Source organism: Azoarcus sp. TTM-91, from assembly GCF_012911025.1.
Taxonomy (GTDB): domain Bacteria; phylum Pseudomonadota; class Gammaproteobacteria; order Burkholderiales; family Rhodocyclaceae; genus Azoarcus.
In genome coordinates this window covers 23,307-43,573 of the sequence record NZ_WUEI01000020.1, presented here as the reverse complement: position 1 = coordinate 43,573, position 20,267 = coordinate 23,307, and the positions used below count along the sequence as shown (strand labels likewise).

General features: G+C 68.1%; 18 protein-coding genes. 10 read left to right on the top strand and 8 right to left on the bottom strand.

Annotation, left to right across the window (positions count from 1 at the left end; all coding sequences use genetic code 11):
* Positions 1-2: 2 nt before the first annotated feature.
* The gene (locus GRF61_RS08315; protein WP_169150199.1) at positions 3-1,097 is read right to left on the bottom strand and encodes a hydrogenase small subunit; all 1,095 of its coding nucleotides are present in this window, start codon (positions 1,095-1,097) and stop codon (positions 3-5) included.
* Positions 1,098-1,337: 240 nt separating this feature from the next.
* Between GRF61_RS08315 and GRF61_RS08310 the strand changes: the two genes are divergently transcribed.
* Positions 1,338-1,535 carry a hypothetical protein gene (locus tag GRF61_RS08310; protein WP_248281160.1) on the top strand — a complete coding sequence of 66 codons (198 nt, stop codon included), beginning with the start codon at positions 1,338-1,340 and terminating at the stop codon, positions 1,533-1,535.
* A gap of 210 nt (positions 1,536-1,745) precedes the next feature.
* On the top strand, positions 1,746-2,039 hold the full coding sequence (locus tag GRF61_RS08305; RefSeq protein ID WP_169150197.1) for a hypothetical protein: 294 nt from the start codon (positions 1,746-1,748) through the stop codon (positions 2,037-2,039).
* Here GRF61_RS08305 and GRF61_RS08300 read toward each other — a convergent pair.
* From GRF61_RS08300 to GRF61_RS08290, 3 genes are all read right to left on the bottom strand, one after another.
* The gene (locus GRF61_RS08300) at positions 2,033-3,685 is read right to left on the bottom strand and encodes a methyl-accepting chemotaxis protein (protein ID WP_169150196.1); all 1,653 of its coding nucleotides are present in this window, start codon (positions 3,683-3,685) and stop codon (positions 2,033-2,035) included. The two genes, GRF61_RS08305 and GRF61_RS08300, sit on opposite strands and share 7 nt — an antisense overlap.
* A 221-nt stretch (positions 3,686-3,906) precedes the next feature.
* On the bottom strand, positions 3,907-6,105 hold the full coding sequence (locus tag GRF61_RS08295; protein ID WP_169150195.1) for an FUSC family membrane protein: 2,199 nt from the start codon (positions 6,103-6,105) through the stop codon (positions 3,907-3,909).
* Between the two features lie 68 nt (positions 6,106-6,173).
* Complete coding sequence (locus GRF61_RS08290; protein WP_169150194.1) at positions 6,174-7,712, bottom strand: PLP-dependent aminotransferase family protein; 1,539 nt, start codon at positions 7,710-7,712, stop codon at positions 6,174-6,176.
* A gap of 107 nt (positions 7,713-7,819) precedes the next feature.
* Between GRF61_RS08290 and GRF61_RS08285 the strand changes: the two genes are divergently transcribed.
* Positions 7,820-9,073 carry a benzoate/H(+) symporter BenE family transporter gene (locus GRF61_RS08285; RefSeq protein WP_169150193.1) on the top strand — a complete coding sequence of 418 codons (1,254 nt, stop codon included), beginning with the start codon at positions 7,820-7,822 and terminating at the stop codon, positions 9,071-9,073.
* Positions 9,074-9,084: 11 nt separating this feature from the next.
* Positions 9,085-10,362 (top strand): serine hydroxymethyltransferase, encoded by a 1,278-nt coding sequence (gene glyA, locus GRF61_RS08280; RefSeq protein WP_169150192.1) that lies wholly within the window; start codon positions 9,085-9,087, stop codon positions 10,360-10,362.
* A gap of 160 nt (positions 10,363-10,522) precedes the next feature.
* Here the strand turns inward: glyA and GRF61_RS08275 are convergent, their stop codons facing one another.
* The gene (locus GRF61_RS08275) at positions 10,523-11,584 is read right to left on the bottom strand and encodes an NAD(P)H-binding protein (protein WP_211165823.1); all 1,062 of its coding nucleotides are present in this window, start codon (positions 11,582-11,584) and stop codon (positions 10,523-10,525) included.
* A 56-nt stretch (positions 11,585-11,640) separates the two neighbouring features.
* On the opposite strand from GRF61_RS08275, the gene GRF61_RS25010 reads away from it, so the two are divergent.
* The 4 genes from GRF61_RS25010 to GRF61_RS08260 all read left to right on the top strand — a co-directional run bounded on the left by GRF61_RS25010 (position 11,641) and on the right by GRF61_RS08260 (position 14,316).
* On the top strand, positions 11,641-11,772 hold the full coding sequence (locus GRF61_RS25010) for a hypothetical protein (RefSeq protein WP_282447156.1): 132 nt from the start codon (positions 11,641-11,643) through the stop codon (positions 11,770-11,772).
* 94 nt (positions 11,773-11,866) lie between these two features.
* Entirely contained in the window at positions 11,867-12,853 is a 987-nt protein-coding gene (locus tag GRF61_RS08270; RefSeq protein ID WP_169150191.1) for an AraC family transcriptional regulator, read from the top strand.
* A gap of 270 nt (positions 12,854-13,123) precedes the next feature.
* Entirely contained in the window at positions 13,124-13,504 is a 381-nt protein-coding gene (locus tag GRF61_RS08265; protein ID WP_211165822.1) for a MarR family transcriptional regulator, read from the top strand.
* Positions 13,501-14,316, top strand: coding sequence for an NAD(P)-dependent oxidoreductase (locus GRF61_RS08260; protein WP_169150189.1), 816 nt, complete (start codon positions 13,501-13,503; stop codon positions 14,314-14,316). Before GRF61_RS08265 ends, GRF61_RS08260 begins: the two co-directional genes overlap by 4 nt.
* A 106-nt stretch (positions 14,317-14,422) precedes the next feature.
* Here GRF61_RS08260 and GRF61_RS08255 read toward each other — a convergent pair whose 3' ends face one another.
* From GRF61_RS08255 to GRF61_RS08245, 3 genes are all read right to left on the bottom strand, one after another.
* Positions 14,423-15,034, bottom strand: a complete 612-nt coding sequence (locus GRF61_RS08255) for a TetR/AcrR family transcriptional regulator (RefSeq protein WP_169150188.1) — start codon at positions 15,032-15,034, stop codon at positions 14,423-14,425.
* A 353-nt stretch (positions 15,035-15,387) separates the two neighbouring features.
* Entirely contained in the window at positions 15,388-16,788 is a 1,401-nt protein-coding gene (locus GRF61_RS08250; RefSeq protein ID WP_169150187.1) for an ATP-binding protein, read from the bottom strand.
* Positions 16,789-17,454 (bottom strand): response regulator transcription factor, encoded by a 666-nt coding sequence (locus GRF61_RS08245; RefSeq protein ID WP_169150186.1) that lies wholly within the window; start codon positions 17,452-17,454, stop codon positions 16,789-16,791. It lies immediately after the preceding gene.
* Positions 17,455-17,837: 383 nt separating this feature from the next.
* On the opposite strand from GRF61_RS08245, the gene GRF61_RS08240 reads away from it, so the two are divergent.
* Entirely contained in the window at positions 17,838-18,764 is a 927-nt protein-coding gene (locus GRF61_RS08240) for an oxidoreductase (RefSeq protein ID WP_348982367.1), read from the top strand.
* A gap of 49 nt (positions 18,765-18,813) precedes the next feature.
* Complete coding sequence (locus GRF61_RS08235; RefSeq protein WP_169150185.1) at positions 18,814-20,202, top strand: MFS transporter; 1,389 nt, start codon at positions 18,814-18,816, stop codon at positions 20,200-20,202.
* The last annotated feature ends 65 nt before the right edge of the window (positions 20,203-20,267 follow it).

Below are 20,267 nucleotides of genomic sequence, written 5' to 3'. Positions count from 1 at the left end.
GATCAGCGCTCCTCCTGGCCTTGCTTGATGTCGATGCCGCTCTTGCTGCGCGCGCGGGCGAGCGCGGTGACCGCGGCGTGGGCGGCAACCGCCGCGCCCACCACGCCGGCGGCGGTAGCGCCCACCTTGTCGGCGTTGGTTTCGATGCCGAACTGCTTGATGTCGGTGACGCGGTCGTAGAAGCTGCCCTTGTCCCAGAAGCCGTCTTCCGAGCAGCCGATGCAGCCGTGGCCGGACTGGATGGGGAAGGACACGCCCTCGTTCCAGCGTACGGTGGAGCAGGCGTTGTAGGTGGTGGGGCCCTTACAGCCCATCTTGTACAGGCAGTAGCCCTTGCGCGAACCCTCGTCGTCCCAGGCCTCGGCGAACTGGCCGGCGTCGAAGTGGGGGCGGCGGTAGCACTTGTCGTGGATGCGCTGGCCGTAGAACATCTTCGGCCGGCCCATGCGGTCCAGCTCCGGCAGCTTCTCGAAGGTGAGCATGTAGGTGACCACCGCCGTCATCACCTCGGCGATCGGCGGGCAGCCGGGCACCTTGATGATGGGCTTGTCGGTGATGACCTTGTGCACCGGCGTGGCGCGCGTCGGGTTGGGCTTGGCCGCCTGCACGCAGCCCCAGGAGGCACAGGAGCCCCAGGAGATGATGGCCTTGCAGTCGGCGGCAGTCTCGCGCAGCTTCTCGATGAAGGGGCGGCCGCCCTGGATGGCGAACATGCCGTCCTCGTTCAGCGGCGGATTGCCTTCCACCGCGAGGATGTAGTTGCCCTTGTACTTGGTGCGGATCTCGTCGAGGATGGCCTCGGCCTGGTGGCCGGCGGCGGCCATCAGCGTGTCGTCGTAGTCCAGCGACAACATGGACAGCACCACATCCTTGGTCAGCGGGTGCGCCGAGCGGATGAAGGATTCGGAACAGCAGGTGCATTCCAGCCCGTGCAGCCACAGCACCGGCGTGCGCGGCTTGGTCTCCAGCGCATGGGCGATCTGCGGCGCCGCCGCCGAACCCAGGCCGAGCGAGGTGGCGGTGAGGCTGCAGAACTTGAGGAAGCTGCGCCGGGTGATGCCCTGGCGGCGCAGTACGTCGTAGAAGGTTTCGGTCATTGGAGTCGTCTCCCCTGTCGGCGTCCGCTGCGACAGGTGCGGCGGGCGTGGTGGGCGGAGAGATCACAAGTTCCGTGCCAAGTGAACACGGCGGCGCAAGCGACTGATATGTAAAAGGTTGTAGTAAGGCGCGCGGAGCGCTGGCTGGCAAGCAGCTTTCCAGTCGACACCTGCGCCGGAAACGAACAGACCAGCCCGTAGTGGCCGGCGAGGTGGCAGGGAGACGCATGGAAAATGAAAATGTCACGCCTGTGGCGGCCGCGCGAGCCGCGCTTCTGGCTGATGGTGGTGCTCAACCTGCTGGGCGCGGTGCTGACCTGGGTGCTGCGCAGCTATCCACTGCTGCCGGCGGTGGCGATGCTGCTGGCGGTTTTCGCGCTGGGCAACGCCTGGCTGGGGCTGCGCATCGCCTGGGAGCTGATGCGGGAGGAGGGCTGAGGACTGGCTGTTTTCGTGGGTGGAAGAACGATTGCCGGGGTGGATGGTCTTTGCCGCTGCGGCGGAGGGATTGGCGAGTTTGCTGCCCAGGAAATGGTGGGCGGATGAGTCACTCGTACTGGGGGTTTTGAGGTGGTTTGTAACTCCCTCTCCCCTCGTGGGAGAGGTGAGAAGAACAGACACATTGATCGGAAACGCAAGGAGCAAGCGATGAAGAAGAAGTTGAAGCCGCGCAACCCGCTGGTTGCGCTGGTATTGCAGCGTGGCGGCGCGGGCCGTCATGAGCGCACTTTCAAGGCGGAGCGCAGCCGGGACAAGTCGGCGTTGAAGGCGGAGTTGAAGGCCGGAGGGCGGGGCAAGGGCGGTGACTGGGGCGAGAGCCCGGAGCGCAGCGCAGAAGGGGTTGCCGGCAGCCTCTTCCGCGCTGCGCTCCGGTTCCAGGCCGGCTTCCCCGGGAAGGTCTGGCTCCCATACGGGCCGCTCCCGCGCGGGCCTTTTCAGTAGCGGAAGCGCGCCACCAGCTGGCCCAGCCCATCCGCCACGCCCTGTAGCTGGTGGGCGGAGTCGGCAGTGCTGTTCATCGCCGCGCTGGTCTCTTCCACCATCTGCGCAATGCTCTCCACCTGCTGGGCGATGGCGGTGCTGGCGGCGCTCTGCTCGCGGGTCGCCAGCGCCACCTCGCGGATGCGCTCCAGCGTGGCGGCAGCGCCGGCGCGTATCGCCCTGAGCGAGGCGGCGGCCTCGCCGGCCAGGGCCACGCCGCGCGCCACCTGCGGCAGGGCGGAGTCCATCGCCGTCACCGCCACGCCGGTCTCGCCCTGGATGGCGGCGATCATGTCGTCGATCTGCACGGTGGCGGCAGCGGTGCGTTCGGCCAGGCCGCGCACCTCGTCCGCCACCACTGCGAAGCCGCGGCCCTGTTCGCCCGCGCGGGCGGCCTCGATGGCGGCGTTGAGTGCCAGCAGGTTGGTCTGCGCGGCGATGTCCTTGATCACGCTGGCGATGGTGGAGATCTGGGCGGCGCGGGTTTCCAGCGAGCGGATGCGTTCGGCGGCGCCGGACACGCTGTCGGAGATGTGGCCGATTTCCTCGGCGGCGCGATTCACCGTCTGTTCCCCGGCCTCGGCGTCGCTCACCGCCTGCTGGGCGTTGCGCTGGGTGTCGTGGGCGTTTTCCGAAATGTGATTGACGCTCACCGTCATCTGCTCGACCGCCGCCGCCATCGCCGAGGTGGCGTCGGCCTGGCTGCGGGCGGCGCTGGCCACCTGCTCCGACGCCTGGGAGATGCGGGCGGCGTTGTCGGTGAGGCTGCGCGAGCTCTGGCCGACCTCGCCCACCATGTGGCGCAGGCCTTCCACCATGCGCTGAAAGGAGGCCAGCATGCTGCCTGGGACGGGGTGGCCGAGTTTGCCGCTCAGTTCGCCGCTGAGGTCGCCGCGGGCGGCGCTTTCCATGTGCTGCATCGCCACCGCCGGCTCGCCGCCAACCTGGCGGAGGATGGAGCGGGCGGTGCCGAAGCTGACGAGGCCTACCAGCGCCATCACCACCAGGCCGAGCAGCCCGTCCTGGCCGGCGCGCGCCAGCATTGCGCTGCGGATGTCGTCCACATAGATGCCGCTGCCGATGATCCAGCCCCAGGGGCGCAGGGTTTCGAAGTAGAGGATCTTGTCCACCGCGCCGCTCTGGCCGGGGCGGGTGAAGGCGGCGTCGATGTAGCCGGCGTCGCTGCGGCGGGCGGCGTCCACCAGATCCTGGATGGTGCGCCGGCCTTGGCCGTCCTTGATCTCGTCGCGCATGTCGCGGCCGTGCCATTGCGGATTCACCGCATGCATCACCGACACGCCGGCGTCGCTCCAGATGTAGAAGTACTCGGTGCGGCCATCCTCGCCGCCGAAGCGCATCTCGCGGATCGCATCCTTGGCGCGCGCCTGGGCTTCCTCGCGGCTGAGGGCGCCGCTGCGCTCCTGCGCCTCGTAATAGGTGGCGACGTGGGCCGCCGCCTGCACGACCATGCGCACTGCATCGCGCCGGCCTTCGGTGAGGTCGCGATGCACGCCGTACAGCGCAGCGCTCAGCACCGTCAGTAATCCGATCAGGGAGGCGCCAAGCAGGAGGGCGATCCTGGCCTTGAGCGTGAGAGAGGGCGACATGATGTTCCTCGGAAGCGCGGAGGGGGCGAAAGGGCGGCAATGCCATGCAGCTTACGGCAGTGCAGCGAAAGACTTTATAGGCATGTCGCCGAAAGGGTCAAAACGGGGCGCACCCCCGGGCGCGGTGCAGGCGGCCACAGGGCGGCAATGGCCGGAATACGGCCTGCTCTGCCGGCGGGCCTCGGGTGAGGGCAGCCAGGGCCGCCGCCGTGGGGGGCCGGTCAGCCCGGGGGCGCTGGCAGGGGCGCGGGCGCGTGCAGCACCTGCTCCGCATCCTCCCGCACCCGCGCGGCCAGTGCCTCGGCCAGGTCCAGCCGGCGCAGCAGCCAGGGGCTGAGGTCGCTCTCGAAGGGATCCGGCAGGGCCAGCGGCGCGGTGGCGGCGGGCGCAGGCAGCGCCGGGCTGGCGGGCTGGGCCGTGTCCAGCGCCTGTTCGATGCGCCCGGCGGTCTGCGCCAGTGGCGCCAGGATCTGCTCCGGCACGAAGCGGCCGCGGCGGCGCAGCAGGATGCCTTTCACCGCGGTGAGTTGGGCCAGCAGCTGATAGCTGTTGCTCAGCATGCGGTCCAGCGGCAGCAGCGGTGGCTGCACCGCGCGCGGTTCGGAGAGGGCGCGCTGGGTGGCCTGCACCAGCGCGGAGAGGCTGTCATACACCTCGCGCCGCGCCAGCCGCCATTCCAGCTCCGGCTGGTTGTCCACCGCCTCCAGCTGGGTAAGGCCGAGGGCGACGCGGGCGTGGCGTTTCTGCGCCTTCAGCGTGCGTGCCACCAGCGCCGGGATCTGGGTGCGCTCCCAGGAAGGCAGTACATAGCTGAAGGCCCAGGCGATGCCGGCGCCTATCAGGGTGTCTGCCACCCGTTCCAGTACATCGAAGGTGGGGCTGACGCCGGCGTTCAGCATGTGCGCCTGCACCAGGCCGAGCACGGTGGCGGCTACCGCCGTCACCAGGTAGCGCTGGATGGCGAAGGCGTGGGCGATGGCCTGGGCCAGCATGGTCAGCAGCAGCATCGCCGCCAGCGGCAGGTGGGCGGCGAGCAGCGCGCCGGCCAGCACGCAGCCGACCAGCGTGCCGGCCACCCGGCTGTTGCGCCGCTCCAGCGTCTGCGCCAGGCTGCCGCGCAGCACCACCACGATGGTCAGCAGGATCCAGTAGTCGTGCGAGCCCCAGGGCAGCACCAGCGACAGCAGGTAGGCGCTGCCGATGGCGAGGGCGGCGCGGATGGCATGGCGCAGCGGTGGCGCGTCCCAGCGCCACAGTGCCAGCAGCGGCCGCCACGACCAGCTGGTGGGGCTGACGAACATCTGCCAGGCGGCGCGCACCACTTCCAGGTCCGGCTCGGCCTCGCCGCGGGCCAGGGCGATCAGCCGCAGGGTTTCCTCGTCGATGTTGCGCACCCGGCTGGCCAGCCCGCGCGCCAGCATCGCCGGCGAGCTGTCGCTGCCGTCGGCAGGCACGGCGTTTTCGTCCCAGTGCAGCGTGGCGAGCTGCTCGCGGTGGCTGGGGAAGACCTCGGGCTTGCGCCCCAGCAGCAGCGCGTCCGCCAGCCGCTCCACCTCTTCCGCCAGCGCCTCCATGACCTCGCGCAGGGTGGAGAAGATGGGCGGATGGCCAGGCTGGGCACGCAGCATGTCGATGTCCAGCTCGCTGGCGAGCAGGTGGTCGCGCATCTCCAGCACCTGCATCAGCATGCCGGCCAGGCGCTGGCGCTGACGAGTGCGCGGCGACTCCAGCAGCAGGTCGCGCGCCATCTGCAGCTGGTCGGCCAGCGCCGCCTGCTGCTTGATCGACTGCCCGGCCAGCGGCGTGCGCTCGGCGGCGCCGTCCACCGCGGAAAACTGCTGTGCCTGGGTGCGCATCAGGCTGGCCAGTGCGAGCAGGGTGTCGGCCAGCATCTGGCTGCGATAACGGCTGTTGAGCAGGGCGTTGGCCAGCGTGGCGTAGACCAGGTACAGCGCCGCGCCCAGCGCAAAGTAGAGGCTGCTCACCAGAATGCCGCCGGTGGCGTGCGGGGGCACCGCCATCGAGAACACCATGGCGAACATCGCCGAAATGGCGATGGGCAGGCCGCGCTTGCCCCAGGCGGCGCCTAGGAAGGCGAGGAAGGTGGCCGGCACCAGCAGCAGGCCCAGCTGCAGTGGCGTGGCATGCAGCAGCTGGGTGCAGATGAACAGCGGCAGCCCGATCAGCGCCGCCGGCAGCAGGTGCCAGAACTTGCCGCGCTTCGGTGCCGCCTGGTCGGGCGGAATGCACACCATGACGCCCACCGAGGCGGAGGCGGCGGCGAAGGGGCCGACGAACAGGTGTATGGCACCCGAGATCAGCAGCAGGCCGAAGGCGGCGGAAAATCCGTTGGTGACGTAGTAGCTGGCGGCGATGCGTAGCGCGGCGCGGCTCCAGCGCGCGATGGGCAAGGGATGCATGAGGCGCTCTTGGGGCGTTCGGTGGCGCTAGCCTAACCGGTTCCGCTGCCGCGTGTGCGGCCGTCTCGTCATCGGGCGTGCCGCTCCGGGCCGGCTGGCGCTTGAGCCTCCGGCAGGTCCCGGCGGCGTTCCAGCGTCTGGAACACCTGGGCGAGCTTCCTGATGGCCGCCTCCATCTCAGCGGTGGCATAGGCGGCGAACCCCAGCAGAAAGCCTGCCTCGTGCCCGTCGGCGGCATGCAGGGCGGTGAGGCCGAGGAGGTCTATCCCCGCGCGCCGGGCGGCGTCGATGGCCGCGCGCTCCGGGAGCTTATGCAGCAGCACGCAAGGCATCTGCATGCCGCCCACCGGCACCCTGGGTTCGACGAAGCCGGCCAGGTGGGTACGGACCAGCCGCGCCAGCGCATCCCGGCGTTCGGCATAGATGGCGCGCATCGCGCGCACGTGGGCACCGAAATGGCCGCCCTCCATGAAGCGGGCCAGCGTCAGCTGCGGGATGGAGGCGCTGTGCCCGTCCAGCAGGGTGCGCGCCGCCGTCATCGGCGCCACGAGCTGCGGCGGCAGCACCATGTAGCCCAGCCTGAGGCCGGGGAACAGGGACTTGGTGAAGGTTCCGATGTAGAGGGTGCGCTCATGCGCGTCCAGCCCCTGCACGCAGGCCATCGGCTTGCCGGCGTAGTGGAACTCGCTGTCGTAGTCGTCTTCGATGATCCAGGCCTGGTGGCGTTGCGCCCACTCTATGGTGGAGAGGCGCCGCTCCAGCGCCAGTGTGGCCCCGGTGGGGAACTGGTGCGAGGGCGTGAGGAACACCGCCCGCGCGGCCTGCGTTGCCGCATGCAGCTGTTCCACCCGCATGCCCTGGCCATCCACCGGTACCGGCACGCACTCCAGCCCGGCCGCCTCGAAGGCCTTGCGCGCGCCGTGGTAGACCGGATCTTCGATGAAGATGCGGTCGCCGGCGTCCAGCAGCACGGTGGCGCACAAGGTCAGCGCCTGCTGGGTGCTCGTCAGCACCAGCACCCGGTCCGCCGTGGCGCGGGCTCCGCGCTCCAGATTCACATAGTCCGCAATCGCGCGCCGCAGCGCCTCCATGCCCTGCGGATGGCTGTGGGCGAGCGCCTTGCTGCCATGCTCCTTCAGCGCCTGCCGTTCCAGGCGCTCCCAGGTCTGCAGCGGAAAACCGCGGGTTTCCGGCACGCCGGGGGCGAAGGGGCGCGGCGCCAGGGATTCGCGCACGCCGCCGCCTTCGAAGATGGCGGCGCCGCGTCGGCTTAGGCGCGGGGCGGTGGCGGGCGCGACCTGGCTTTGCGACAGGCGGCGCCGCGGCAGGCGCTGCACTTGGTCCGAGACGAAGCTGCCGCTGCCGACACGGCGGGCGATGAATCCCTCCACATGCAGCTGGCTGTAGGCCGATTCGACGGTATCGCGCGATACGCCCAGGGACTTCGCCAGCGCGCGCGAGGCCGGCAGCGGCCTGCCGGCCTCCAGGGTGCCATCCAGGATCAGCTGGCGGATGGCGCGCTGGATGCGCGCATGCAGGGGCAGGGCCTGGTGCTTGGGATCACCGAACCAGGCTTTGACGGATTCGAGCTGGGCATGCTTGAACAATTGGCTGGTATTCCATCGAGAAAATGGTGGGGCTTGGCCATCCATTTTAAGGCTATAAAAAGGCCTTCGAGCCGCACCGGACACATTCCGAAGGAGCCAGGCAGGCCATGTCCTCATCCGCACCCCGTTCCGCCTTCCAGCCCAGCGATTTCACTCATCCGGTGATCGCCGGGTTGATCTCGGTCATCGTCAACTACGGTGGCACTTTCATCCTGGTGTTCCAGGCCGCCAAGGTGGCGGGGCTCAGCCCCGAGCTGACCGCCTCCTGGGTGTGGTCCATCTCCATCGGCGTGGGCGTGACGGGCATCATCCTGAGCTGGGCTGCCCGCGCGCCCATCATCACCGCCTGGTCCACGCCGGCGGCGGCCTTCCTCGTCACCGCGCTGGCGACCACCTCCTACGCGGAAGCGGTGGGCGCTTACATGATCTCGGCGGCGGCCTTCGTGGTGCTGGGCTTGTCCGGCTGCTTCGAGCGCGTCATCCGCCTGATCCCTCCGGGCGTGGCGGCCGGGCTGCTGGCCGGCATCCTGCTCCAGTTCGGCGTCGGCGCCTTCGGCGGCATGAGCGGCGATCCGCTGCTGGTAGGCGTGCTGATCGTCGCCTACGTGACGCTCAAGCGGGTGGCCGCGCGTTATGCGGTGGTGGGCATCCTGGTGCTGGGGCTGGCCATGCTGCTGCTGCAGCAGCGGGTGGACCTGTCCGGGCTCGGCCTGGAGTTGGCCGCACCGGTATTCACGATGCCGGTGTTTTCGCTCAACGCCTTGCTGAGCGTAGCCTTGCCGCTGTTCCTCATCACCCTGACCGGCCAGTACATGCCCGGCATGCTGGTGCTGCGCAACGACGGCTTCAAGACCAGCGCCAACCCCATCGTGACCATTACCGGGCTGGGCTCGCTGCTGATGGCGCCCTTCGGTTCGCATGCCTTCAACATCGCCGCCATCACCGCCGCCATCTGCACCGGCCGCGAGGCCCACGAAGACCCCTCCAGGCGCTGGATCGCCGGTATTGCCGCAGGCGTGTTCTACGTGCTGGTGGGCGTGTTCGGCGTGACGCTGGCAGCGATCTTCATGGCTTTCCCGGCCACCTTCATCACCACGCTGGCGGGCCTGGCGCTGCTGGGCACAATAGGCGGCAGCCTCGCCAGCGCGCTGGCCGACGCCCGGACCCGCGAGGCGGCGCTGATCACCTTCCTGGCCGCCTCCGCCAACATCACCCTGCTGGGCATAGGCGGCGCGTTCTGGGGCCTGCTGATCGGGCTCGTCGCCCATGCGGTGCTCAACGGGCGCCTGCCGCGGCAGGCGCTGGCGGCGGGGGATGCCACCGTTTCCTTGGGCAGCCCGGCGCTCGGCAAAAGAGCTTGAGGACGCATGCCATGTACGACGCTTCCCTGACCCTGGCCGGCTTCGACCCGGAACTGGCGGCTGCCCTCCGGGATGAAGAACGCCGCCAGGAGGACCATATCGAGTTGATCGCCTCGGAGAACTACGCCAGCCCGCTGGTGATGGCGGTGCAGAACTCGGTGTTCACCAACAAGTACGCCGAGGGCTATCCCGGCAGGCGTTACTACAGTGGCTGCGAGCATGTGGATGTGGCCGAGCGCCTGGCCATCGCGCGGCTCAAGACGCTGTTCGATTGCGACTACGCCAACGTCCAGCCGCATGCCGGCGCCCAGGCCAACGCCGCGGTCTTTCTGGCGCTGACCACGCCCGGCGATACCGTGATGGGCATGAACCTGGCGCAGGGCGGCCACCTGACCCACGGCAGCCCGTCCAACTTCTCCGGCCGGCACTACCGCATCGTGCCTTACGGGCTGGACCCGGATACCGGGCTGATCGACTACGACGAGATGGAGCGGATCGCGCTGGCGAGCCGGCCGAGGATGTTGATCGGCGGCTTCTCCGCCTACTCCCGCCACAAGGACTGGGCCCGCATGCGCGCCATCGCCGACAAGGTGGGCGCCCTCTTCTGGGTGGACATGGCGCATGTCGCCGGGCTGGTGGCGGCAGGCGAATACCCGGATCCCCTGCCCCACGCCCATGTGGTGACCAGCACCACCCACAAGACCCTGCGCGGCCCGCGCGGCGGCATCATCCTCGCCAAGGGGCAGGACGACGCCTTCCACCGCAAGCTGGACGCCGCGGTGTTCCCCGGCATCCAGGGCGGGCCGCTGATGCATCTCGTCGCCGCCAAGGCGCTTGCCTTCAAGGAGGCCCTGCAGCCGGAGTTCAAGGCCTACCAGCGCCAGGTGGTGGCCAACGCCAGGGCGATGGCGGCGGTCATCCAGCGGCGGGGTTACCGTATCGTTTCCGGCGGCACCGATAACCACCTGATGCTGATCGACCTCTCCGCCCGGCCATACACCGGCAAGGAGGCGGATGCCGCCCTGCGGGAGGCCTACATCACCGCGAACAAGAACTCGGTGCCCAATGATCCGCGCTCGCCCTTCGTCACCTCGGGGCTGCGCATCGGCACTCCGGCCGTGACCACGCGTGGCTTCGGGGCCGACGACTGCGAGCGGCTCGCCGGCTGGCTGTGCGACGTGCTGGACAGCCTGGAGGCCGGTGGCGATGCGCTGCGGCTCGTGCGCGACCGGGTGCGGGAACAGGTGGTCGGGTTGTGCCGCCGCCATCCGGTGTATCGCCCGTCCTGACGCAGAGCTCAGTCCGGCCGCGGCCAGGGCCGCCGGAAAGGCTCTGCCCCGAGCGGGCGGGTCTTTCGCAGCCTTCCATTGATTGCGTATCAGGCCGCTGGCCGAACGCCAGGCCGGGTGCATTCTTGTCCGCCCGCGCCGGTGTCCGCTGTCCGCTTCGCTAGCCGAGGACCCGCGGCCTCAATTCCTCCTCGCACCACTGTCTGAAATGGGTGGGGGTACTGTTTCCGGGCGTGCGCGATACGCCATTGTCGAGACCCTCGTTCTTGGCCCTCGCCATGTCGGTCATGCCCTGGGCCATGGCGTCCGACATGCCACGCTGGACGAAGCCGGCTTTGTAGGCTTCGAGCGTGATCTGCCCATAGCGCACGGGTTTGCCGAGGACCTCCGACATGATGCGCGCCATGTCGTTGAAGGACAGATCCTCCGGGCCGAGTACGGGCAGCTCTCCGCTGCCGTCCCAGGAAGGGTCTAGCAGTAGTCCGGCAGCGACGGATGCGATGTCGCGGCTGGCGACTGCCGGCAGCTTGCGGTCGCCGTCGATCGGCAGGAAGAACATGCCTTGGTCGCGGATCGGGGCAGCCTGCCGGGCGATGTTGTCCATGAACGAAGGCATGGCGAGTGCGCGGAAAGCCACGCCTGTTTCCGCGATCAGATCGTCCATCGCCAGCGAGGCGGTGACATGCCCGGCATTCGCCGCCATCGGCGTGCCGCGGCCCAGCGCGGTGATGCCGACCACGCGGCGTACCCCGTGCCGCGTGATCGCCTCGCAGGCCGGCCGGGTGAACTCCACATAGGCGGCCCTGACGCTCTTGGCGCCAGGCTCGGGCGGACAAAGCCAGAACACGCTGTCGGCACCCTCGAAGGCCCGGTCGACGACGCTGGCGTCGCCATGCGAGCCCTGCACGACTTCCACCCGTGCTCGCACTTGTGCGGCCAGGTTCGCGGGATCGCGCGCGATCACGCGAACCTTTGCGCCGCCGGCCAGCAGGTTCGTCAGCACCTGCGCGCCGATGTTGCCCGTGGGCGCGGTCACCACGATCCGGGCGCCGGCCGGTGGCGTTGCCGCATGCGCAAGCCCTGCCACGCCCAGGCCCAGGCTTCCGGCCACGCCGGCGCCGGTACCCAGCGCAAGGCTGCCGAGGAAGCGGCGGCGCCATCCATCGGGGGCATCCCGGGTATCCGCGTCATGCTCGTTGCAGCGCATGTCCTTGCTGTCCACCTTCCATCTCCTGGTTAGCCGGCCGGTTTCAGGCCGTCGACGAAGGATAGGGAGGCATGCCTGTACGAACCATGCTGATCAGTCCGCAATACTTCGTCGATCGTCCAGAAAAGCGATACTTCAAGGCCGAGGTGATCGAGTTCCACCCGGCGCCCGCTGGTCCGGCGATGCGCTGGCGCCGTCGCTAGCCTCGATCGCCGGCATCCGCATCCCGCCGGGGCCGCCCGTTGTCCGCTCGGTGCGATAGAGTCGGGTTGCCTTTGCAATCGCCCACAAGAGGCCATGGACCCGCTCTCAGACGTGCTCTCGCTGCTGAAACCGCGCAGCTACGTTTCCGCCGGCGTGGATGCCGGTCGGAACTGGTCGATCCAGTTCCCGGATCAGGACAAGCTCATCAAGTGTTATGCCGTGGTGTCCGGCGAATGCTGGCTGGCGGTCGATGGGATTCCCGGCGCCGCGCATCTGGAGAAGGGCGATTGCTTCGTGTTGCCGAGCGGCCGCCCGTTCCGGCTGGCAAGCGACATGGCGCTGCCCCCCGAGCCTTCCCGCAATTACTTTCCACCCCCACGCCCCGGTGGCGTCGTCACGATCAATGGCGGGGGCAGCTGTCTGCTCGTCGGCAGCCGGTTCGGCGTCAGCGGCGGCCATGCCGACATGCTGATGGGCCTGTTGCCGGCCATCGTGCACATCCGCAACGCGACGGAACAGGCGGCGATGCGCTGGGCGGTGGAGCGGATGATGCAGGAGCTGCGCGACGCCGAACCCGGCGGTTTCCTGATCGCCCAGCATCTTGCCCACATGATGCTGGTCCAAGCGCTCAGGCTGCATGTGAAAGAAGGGGGAATGAACGGCTCCGGATGGCTCTTTGGGGTCGCGGACAAGCAGCTGGGGCCCGCCATCGGCGCGGTCCATGCCGATCCGGCCTATCGCTGGACCCTGCAGGCGCTGGCCGAGCGCGCCTGCATGTCGCGCTCGGCGTTCGCCGAGAAATTCAGGGAGACGGTGGGAAGCTCGCCCATGGAGTACGTGAGGCGCTGGCGCATGCTGCTGGCGGGACACAGGCTGGAGAACAGCCACGATTCCGTTTCCGCCATTGCGCTGTCTCTCGGTTACGAATCGGAAAGCGCGTTCAGCATGGCGTTCAAGCGGGTCATGGGCGTGTCGCCACGGCAGTATGGCCGGCATCCGAGACCGGCTCCGAACGGCCGGGCCTCCGGTCTCGATGGCGCAAGCCAAGGTTCACCGGATGCTCTCGGTGGTCAGGAATAGTGCCGGGCCCGCAAGCCGGGCGGGATGGCTAGTCCCTATGTCATCTGAGTTGATGCGGCCTGCCTCCCCGTAGGGGCCGAGATCCTCACTAGGGTTTTCTCAAGGCTCGGTCCCGCCGATTCTCCTTGACAGTTTGTTTGGTACCTATCAAAAATTGTAAGGTACCAAGCGACTTGAGGGGCTTCTATGGTGACCAATGGGCAGATGGAATCGGGGCGTGACGCAGTGGGGCTCTGGACGAAGCGGTGTTACTTCGCGGGCCGTGCCGTCATGGATTCGGCACTACGCCCTTTCGATCTCGGCTCCACCCAGTGGTATGTGCTGTACCAGCTGGCTCACGAGGGCCCGACCAGGCAGCGCGATCTGGTGGAGATGCTCCAGATCGAACGGGCGACGATGAGCGGGATCGTGGCAACGCTCCTACGCAAGGGCCTGGTGGACCAGGTGCCGGACCGAACCGATCAGCGTCAGAAACTTCTCCAATTAACGGCAGGGGGGACGAAGCTGTGGGGCGGACTGCCCGATCTCACCTTCATTCGCGAGGCGGCATTCGATGGCATTGACGCGGCCGACATCGCTACCGCCATCCGGGTGCTCCAGACAGCAACCGGGCGGCTTGAAAATCTTCTGCAGAGAGCTGCGGGCGTATGACGATCTTGATCACAGGCGCAAGCGGTCTTGTGGGTGCGCGGCTTCTGCCCCGCCTTGCTGAAACTGGCAGGGATTGCCGGGCGCTCATGCGCGCCGGGAAGGCCGCGCCCGCCGGGGTTGCTGCGGTGGAGGGTGATCTGCTTGAGCCTGCATCCCTGGTTCGGGCGGTTCAAGGCGTCTCGGCGATCATCCACCTCGCGGCGGTGTTCCGCAGCCCGGATACGGACATGATCTGGAAGAGCAATCTCGATGGAACACGCAACCTGGTCGCTGCAGCGAAGGGATATGCGCCAGAGGCGCGTTTCATCATGGCGAGCACCACCAATGTGTATGACATGGACAGTCCGCGCCCCGGTCGTGAGGATGATGCCACCGACCCGAAGCACGCTTACCCGGCCAGCAAGATCGCGGCCGAAAAGGAACTGCGTGAAAGCGGGCTGAACTGGTCGATCCTGCGCTTCGGCTTCGTTTACGGCGACCAGGACGGACATCTGGAGGAACTCCCCGGACTCGCGGCCCGTGCCAAATTCCATCCCGCGAAAACAATGAGCATGATTCATCATCGCGACATTGCCGTCGCCATGGAACTCGCCCTATCCGGTGCGATGGACAGGCACATCGTCAACATTACCGACGACGCGCCGACCTCACTTTACGAACTGGCCGAACTGGTCGGCGAAACGATGGAGCCTGCGTCCGAGCCGCTGGGAAATCCCTGGCATCTTCGTGTCAGCGGAGCGTTGGCTCGTCGCCTTGGCTTCCAGCCCAGCGTAAGAACCGTCTATCAGGCTGCCGAGGAAAACCTGCTGTGAACCCTCCCGGTGCCGGACGCCGGCCTTGCAACCGGGCTCCGCAGCGGAAAAGGGAAGCCATAACTGCCAGCCCCTCCTTCGACCCGGATGCGATCCTGGCGCACGGTTAAAGCCCGGATTTCAGGCTATCGAAGGCCTCCCGCAGGAACTTGGCCGCCGGTTTTCGCTGGCCGGTCTGTTCCCGCCAGGCCTGAAGCGCGATTCTCATTACGCCGATGGACACCATGGCGACCATCCGCAGCGCCCCGCGGCGCTCGGGCTGCCGCCAGACTTCGCACAATGCGCTGAAGAGCATCCGCTCCTGTTCCGCGTAGTAAGCCTGCTTGCGGGCAAGCAGCGATTCACTCGACAGCATGAGATTGTCGATGGCGGTCATCTGCTCGGTCGTATTGCTGGCGATGTGTTTCACCATGACGTCGCGGACGGCATCCAGTGGCGGTACGTCGGGCGATGTCTTCAACAGATCGGCGATCAGACTGGCCGAACCGCTTTCCATCCAGAACACCATGACGTCGTCTTTCGACTTGAAGTACGAGAAAAAGCCACGGCGAGAGATACCTGCCGCCGCTGCGATCTCGTCCAGCGTCGTGCCGTCGTACCCCTTGGCGAGGAACAGGCGCAGGCCAACCTCGGCGATGCGCTGCCGGGTCTCGCGGCGCTTGCGTTCGCGCAAGCCTTCTTTCGGTGCAATGCCCGCGGGGGGATGGATTTCCAGCATTCCTGAATGGTTCGTTGCGCAATTGCACTGAATGCACCGAGTGCGGCAAAGGCGAAACTAAGTGCATTTAATCATGCACCTAGATTACCTTCCTTTCTTCCGCGCGGCAAAGCGCAAGGCTTCGCCCGGAGACGCTTCTCGGCGCCTGGGCTGGGTGTTTGTCGCCCGGGGTGGCCAGGCGCTCACCCTCTCCGGCAGCGCCATCGGGCCGATGGTCCCGGTCTGCGCCGGTGGCGTGAGGAGAGCTTGCCGCGGGAAGAGCGGAGCTGTCCCGCCCCCGCGCCATCGGCATTGGCGTGGGCTGCGGAGGCGGGGGCGCCACCCGGTGTGGAGCGGGGCGCTCCTGCCAGCGGCTACTGGCCGCGCTCAGGTGGGGAGGAGTTCCCCGCAGCGGCCGGCAAGCGGATCTCGACGCCGAATCCGCGGCCGTCGAGCCCGGTGCCGCAGCGCAGCTGTCCGCCGTGCGAGGCGACCACCCGTTCGACCAGCGACAGGCCCATGCCGATGCCTTGCGCGCGATGGCCGTTGCCTGCGCGGTAGAAACGTTCGAAAACCCGCTCGTTCTCGCCGTCCGGAATGCCTGGACCATCGTCGGCAACCATCAGGGTCGCCATACGCGCCTTGCCCTCGCTCTCGAGCCGGGTCGCCAGCCGCACGCGTGTGCCTCGGCGGCCGTGGCGCAGCGCGTTGTCGAGCAGGTTGCGAACCAGGATCCCAAGGTCGTCGATGTCGCCGTGCACGGGCGCTTGCTCCGCCTCGACTTCGATCGACTGGCCCCCGCGCAGGGCGATCAGTTCGAACTCGTCCGCCACCATCCCCACGACCAGCGCCAGATCGATGTCCTCGGCGCGCGTGGCGGCGCCGCCGGCATCCACCCGGGCGGCGTCGAGTAGTTGCTGCGCCAGCCGCGAGGTGCGTTCTATTCCGGCGATGAGGTGGTCGAGCGCTTCGCGCGCTTCGTCGCGGTCGCCAGCGTGCTGCAGCACCTGCGCTTGAGCCAGCAGGGCGGCCAGGGGGGTGCGCAGCTCATGTGCAGCCTCGCCGAGGAACTCGCGCTCGTGCTGGAGCGTTTGTGCCAGCCGCGCCATCAAGTGGTTGAACGCGCGCACCAGCGGGGTGAACTCGTCGGGCAGCCCGCGTTCCGGCAGGGGCGCAAGGTCGAGCGGCGCGCGCCTTGCGAGCGACTCGCTGACCCGTAGCACCGGTCGCAGCGACCAGTGGATCACCGCCCAGATCGCGATGCCTATGCCGAACAGCAGGGACACCGCGGTCAGGAGGCTGGCGTTGAACCAGCGCTTCAACTCCGCCCGCATGGCCGCCTCCGGTACCCCGACCTGCACCTGCACCCGGTGCTGCGTGTCGCTGATCGCGAACACGCGCCAAGGCACGCCGGCGATGGTCGTCGCGGTGAAACCGTCGGCGAAATCCGGCGCCATCGCATGCTCCGGCGCCGGCCGCGACGACACCAGCCGGCGGTGGGTGCCATGCTCCCAGACCTGGAAGCCGAGGGCGGAGAACTTGCCGCTGACAGGAATCGTCTCGCCGTCCAGCACGAACTGCCGCTGCTGGCCCGCCGTCGCAATGTCGGAAGGCAGCGACAGCAGCAACTGTTCGGCGATGCTGCGCACCATGGCGTTGGCCTCGCCGTCCTGCCGCGCCATCATGTCGATGTACTGGAGCGCGAACCAGCTGCCCCAGGCGGCGAGCAGTACCGCCGCCAGCGCGAGCAGCAGCCGCGTGCGCAGCGCGCGCATTCAGTCTTCATCCCCGGCGCGGTAACCATAGCCGAGCTCGGTCACGATGATGTCGTCGCCGAGCTTGCGCCTTAGTTGGTGCACGTAGACCGCGACGGTGTTGCTGCCGATTTCTGTGTCGCTGCCATACAGGCGGTCCTGCAACTGGTCGCGATTGAGCACCCGGCGGCGAGACTGGAACAGCGACAGCAGCAGGCGGAACTCGATCGCGCTTAGCGCGATCCGCTGGCCGCCGCGGGTCACTGTCCGCGCGGCGGGGTCGATCTCGATGTCGCGCCAGCGCAGCACCGGTGTCACCGCTCCACGGCTGCGGCGCAGCACCGCGCGCAGGCGCGCCAGCATCTCGTCGCGCTGGAATGGCTTGACGATGTAGTCGTCCGCGCCGGCGTCGAGGCCGCGGACGCGATCGCTCAGTTGGTCGCGCGCGGTGATGATCAGGACCGGCGTCGGATCGTAATGACCGCGCATCGCCGTCAGCACCTCCAGTCCGGAGCCGCCGGGGAGGCCGAGGTCGAGCAGGACTGCGACGAAGGCGTGATCGACCAGCGCCAGTCGCGCGGATCCCGCGTCCTCGCAATGAGCGACGCGCCACCCCTCCTGGCCGAGCGCGGCGGTCAGCGCCTGGCCGAGCATGTGGTCGTCTTCGACGAGAAGGATCGCATCCATGGCAGGGCGCGTTGTGGAAATGGGGATCGGCAATCGTGCATCGCCGGCATTAATACCGGATTAAGTCCTGCGCTCCAAACAGCTCCAGACGGGGCGGCCGCGCCGCGTCGATCGACTTAAACCCAATTTAATCGCGCCGGAAAACACTGCATCACCCGCAACAACTCTTCAGGCGCGCTGCCATGCCCCCAATGCTTTTCTCCCTTCCCGCTCCCCGCGAGGCCCGGAACGCGATCAGCCGGACGGTTTCCGGCACGCCTCTCCGGCGAGGCCATCCGGCGTTCATTGCTGAAAAAGGGTCGCCCCGGCCGTGCTCCCAGTGGAGAGCCTCCCTCGCCGTCGTTGGCACGCTGTTGCTTTCCGCGTGCGCTGGCGGCGCTTCGGTGGTAGGGGGGCAGCCCAAGCCAGACTGGGCCTTGGCCGACATGCCTGCCCAGCAGGGGCGCATCCTCCTGATTACCGGCGGGACGAGCGGCATCGGCTACGAGAGCGCCAAGGCGCTGGCGGCCGCAGGCGCGCAGGTGGTCATCGCGGCGCGCAATCCAGAGCGCGGGGAGGAGGCGATCGCGAGCATCCGGCAGGAAACACCCGGTGCGCGTGTGCAGTTCGAAGCGCTGGACCTGGCCGATCTCGCCTCGGTCCGGGCGCTGGCCGAGCGGCTCAAGGCCACGCTGCCCCGCCTGGATGGCCTGATCAACAACGCGGCCATCATGCAGCCGCCGCAGCGAGGCAGTTCGGCCCAAGGGTTCGAGACGCAGTTCGCCATCAATTACTTGGGGCACTTCGTCCTGACGGCGGAAGTGCTGCCCTTGTTACGGCAGGCCGATGCGCCACGCGTGGTCACGCTGTCCAGTATCGGCGCGCACCGGGGTGCGATCCACTTCGAGGATCTGCAGTTTGAACGGGCTTGGGATGCGGAGGCTGCCTACCAGCAGTCGAAGCTGGCGTGCCTGATGTTCGCTTTCGAGCTGCAGCGGCGCAGCGATGCGGCTGGCTGGGGCCTGAAAAGCATCGCGTCTCATCCGGGGCTTTCGCGGACCAATCTGCTGCCGTCGCAAGGCCGAAGCACGCCGCTGTGGCGCTTTTTCCAGACGGCTGCACAAGGCGCGGTGCCGACGTTGTATGCCGCCACCGCGCAGGAGGTCGTGGGGGGCGCCTACTACGGGCCCACCGGTCTTCTGGAAGCGCGAGGCGCGCTCGGTCTTGCCAGCGTGCCCCTTGCCGCGACGGATGGCGGGGTGGCTGCCCGGCTGTGGAGCGTCAGCGAGGAGCTCAGCGCTACCCGCTTCCCGTCGCGCCGCCCGGAATGAACATCAACGCGCGTTCTTACGACCTCCTCCGAGCCAGGGCCTTCTTCCCATGAGTCAAGCCACTACCGCGGCGCCGCGCCTGATGCGGGCCTTGTTCAACCTCCGCCGCGAGGAGGTCGGGCCGGTCCTAATCGCGGCGCTGTTCTTCTTCTTGGTGCTGACCGCCCTGATGCTGCTGAGGCCGGCGCGAGACGCGCTGGGCATGGAGCGCGGGATCGAGAACATCCGCTGGCTGTTCATCGGCACGGCGGTCGTGACGCTGGCGGTGAATCCGCTGTTCGGGTGGCTGGTCAGCCGCTTCAAGCGACTGCAGTTCATCGCCGCGACATACGGCTTCTTCGTGCTCAGCCTGGTGGGCTTCTGGGCGCTGCTGATGTTCACGCCTGGCGCGGTCGGCCGGGGCAGCGGCCAGGTGTTCTACGTCTGGTTCAGCGTGTTCAACCTGTTCGCGACCATGGTGTTCTGGGCGCTGCTGGCTGATCGCTTCACCAGTGACCAGGGCAAGCGCTTCTTCGCCCTGATCTCGATAGGCGGCACGCTGGGCGCGATCTTTGGGCCCTGGCTCACCTCGCGACTCGCGCAACCACTGGGCACGCCGAGTCTGCTGCTGGTTGCCGGCGGCTTCTTGCTGCTGGCCGTGGCCGCTGCCTGGCTGCTCGTGCGCACCGCACCCGATCGGGCCGGCCCGGGAGCATCCGCCACCGCGGCCGGGCTCGCGGGTGAGGCCGAGCGCATCGGCGGCAGCGCCTGGGCAGGCCTGCGCGCGGTGTTCCGCTCGCGCTACCTGACCGCCATCGCCGGCTACATCCTGTTGATGACGGTGCTGGCAACCTTCATCTACTTCACCCGCCTGCAGATGGTGGCGGCGGTGGCGGGCAGCACGGATGCGCGTGCGGCGATCCTGGGCAACATCGACATGTGGACCCAGCTCGCGGTGCTGCTCCTGCAACTCACCCTGACCGGAAAGATCATCCAGCGCTTCGGCCTCGGCGTGGCATTGGCGATCCTGCCGGTGGCCACCGCGCTCGGCTTCATCGGGCTGGCGATCTACGGCTCCTTCGTGGTGCTCATCCTGCTCGAGGCCACCACCCGTGCGCTGCAGCGAGGCCTCACCCGGCCGGCGCGGGAAGCGCTGTTCACCGTGGTCAGCCGTGAGGAGAAATACAAGGCCAAGGCCTTCGTCGACACCTTCATGTACCGCACTGGCGATGTCATCGGGGCACAGACCGAAGGCGCGCTCGGACGGCTGGGGCTGGCCTTGGGCGGGCTGGTCGGCGTGGTCGTACCGCTGGCGCTGGCATGGGCCGCGCTCGGCCTTTGGCTCGGGCGGGCGCACGCGCGGCGGGTGACGCCAGCGCAGGCGACGCCATGCCCCCCGGAGGTGATGGGTGAACTCCCCGGACCATCCGCGACCCAGGACGCCACTTCCCGCGCATGAGCAGCCTGGTCAGTTCGCGCCGATCAACACATGACAATGAGGATGCGCAGTGAACATAGCCATAC

Coding starts and splice junctions, on each gene's coding strand:
- GRF61_RS08310 (WP_248281160.1), top strand. CDS start 1,338: ATGTCACGCCTGTGGCGGCCGCGCGAGCCGCGCTTCTGGCTGATGGTG.
- GRF61_RS08285 (WP_169150193.1), top strand. CDS start 7,820: ATGTCCTCATCCGCACCCCGTTCCGCCTTCCAGCCCAGCGATTTCACT.
- GRF61_RS08245 (WP_169150186.1), bottom strand. CDS start 17,454: ATGGATGCGATCCTTCTCGTCGAAGACGACCACATGCTCGGCCAGGCG.
- GRF61_RS08300 (WP_169150196.1), bottom strand. CDS start 3,685: ATGTCGCCCTCTCTCACGCTCAAGGCCAGGATCGCCCTCCTGCTTGGC.
- GRF61_RS08235 (WP_169150185.1), top strand. CDS start 18,814: ATGAGTCAAGCCACTACCGCGGCGCCGCGCCTGATGCGGGCCTTGTTC.
- GRF61_RS08315 (WP_169150199.1), bottom strand. CDS start 1,097: ATGACCGAAACCTTCTACGACGTACTGCGCCGCCAGGGCATCACCCGG.
- GRF61_RS08265 (WP_211165822.1), top strand. CDS start 13,124: ATGGATTCGGCACTACGCCCTTTCGATCTCGGCTCCACCCAGTGGTAT.
- GRF61_RS25010 (WP_282447156.1), top strand. CDS start 11,641: ATGCCTGTACGAACCATGCTGATCAGTCCGCAATACTTCGTCGATCGT.
- GRF61_RS08255 (WP_169150188.1), bottom strand. CDS start 15,034: ATGCTGGAAATCCATCCCCCCGCGGGCATTGCACCGAAAGAAGGCTTG.
- GRF61_RS08260 (WP_169150189.1), top strand. CDS start 13,501: ATGACGATCTTGATCACAGGCGCAAGCGGTCTTGTGGGTGCGCGGCTT.
- GRF61_RS08295 (WP_169150195.1), bottom strand. CDS start 6,105: ATGCATCCCTTGCCCATCGCGCGCTGGAGCCGCGCCGCGCTACGCATC.
- GRF61_RS08250 (WP_169150187.1), bottom strand. CDS start 16,788: ATGCGCGCGCTGCGCACGCGGCTGCTGCTCGCGCTGGCGGCGGTACTG.
- GRF61_RS08305 (WP_169150197.1), top strand. CDS start 1,746: ATGAAGAAGAAGTTGAAGCCGCGCAACCCGCTGGTTGCGCTGGTATTG.
- glyA (WP_169150192.1), top strand. CDS start 9,085: ATGTACGACGCTTCCCTGACCCTGGCCGGCTTCGACCCGGAACTGGCG.
- GRF61_RS08270 (WP_169150191.1), top strand. CDS start 11,867: ATGGACCCGCTCTCAGACGTGCTCTCGCTGCTGAAACCGCGCAGCTAC.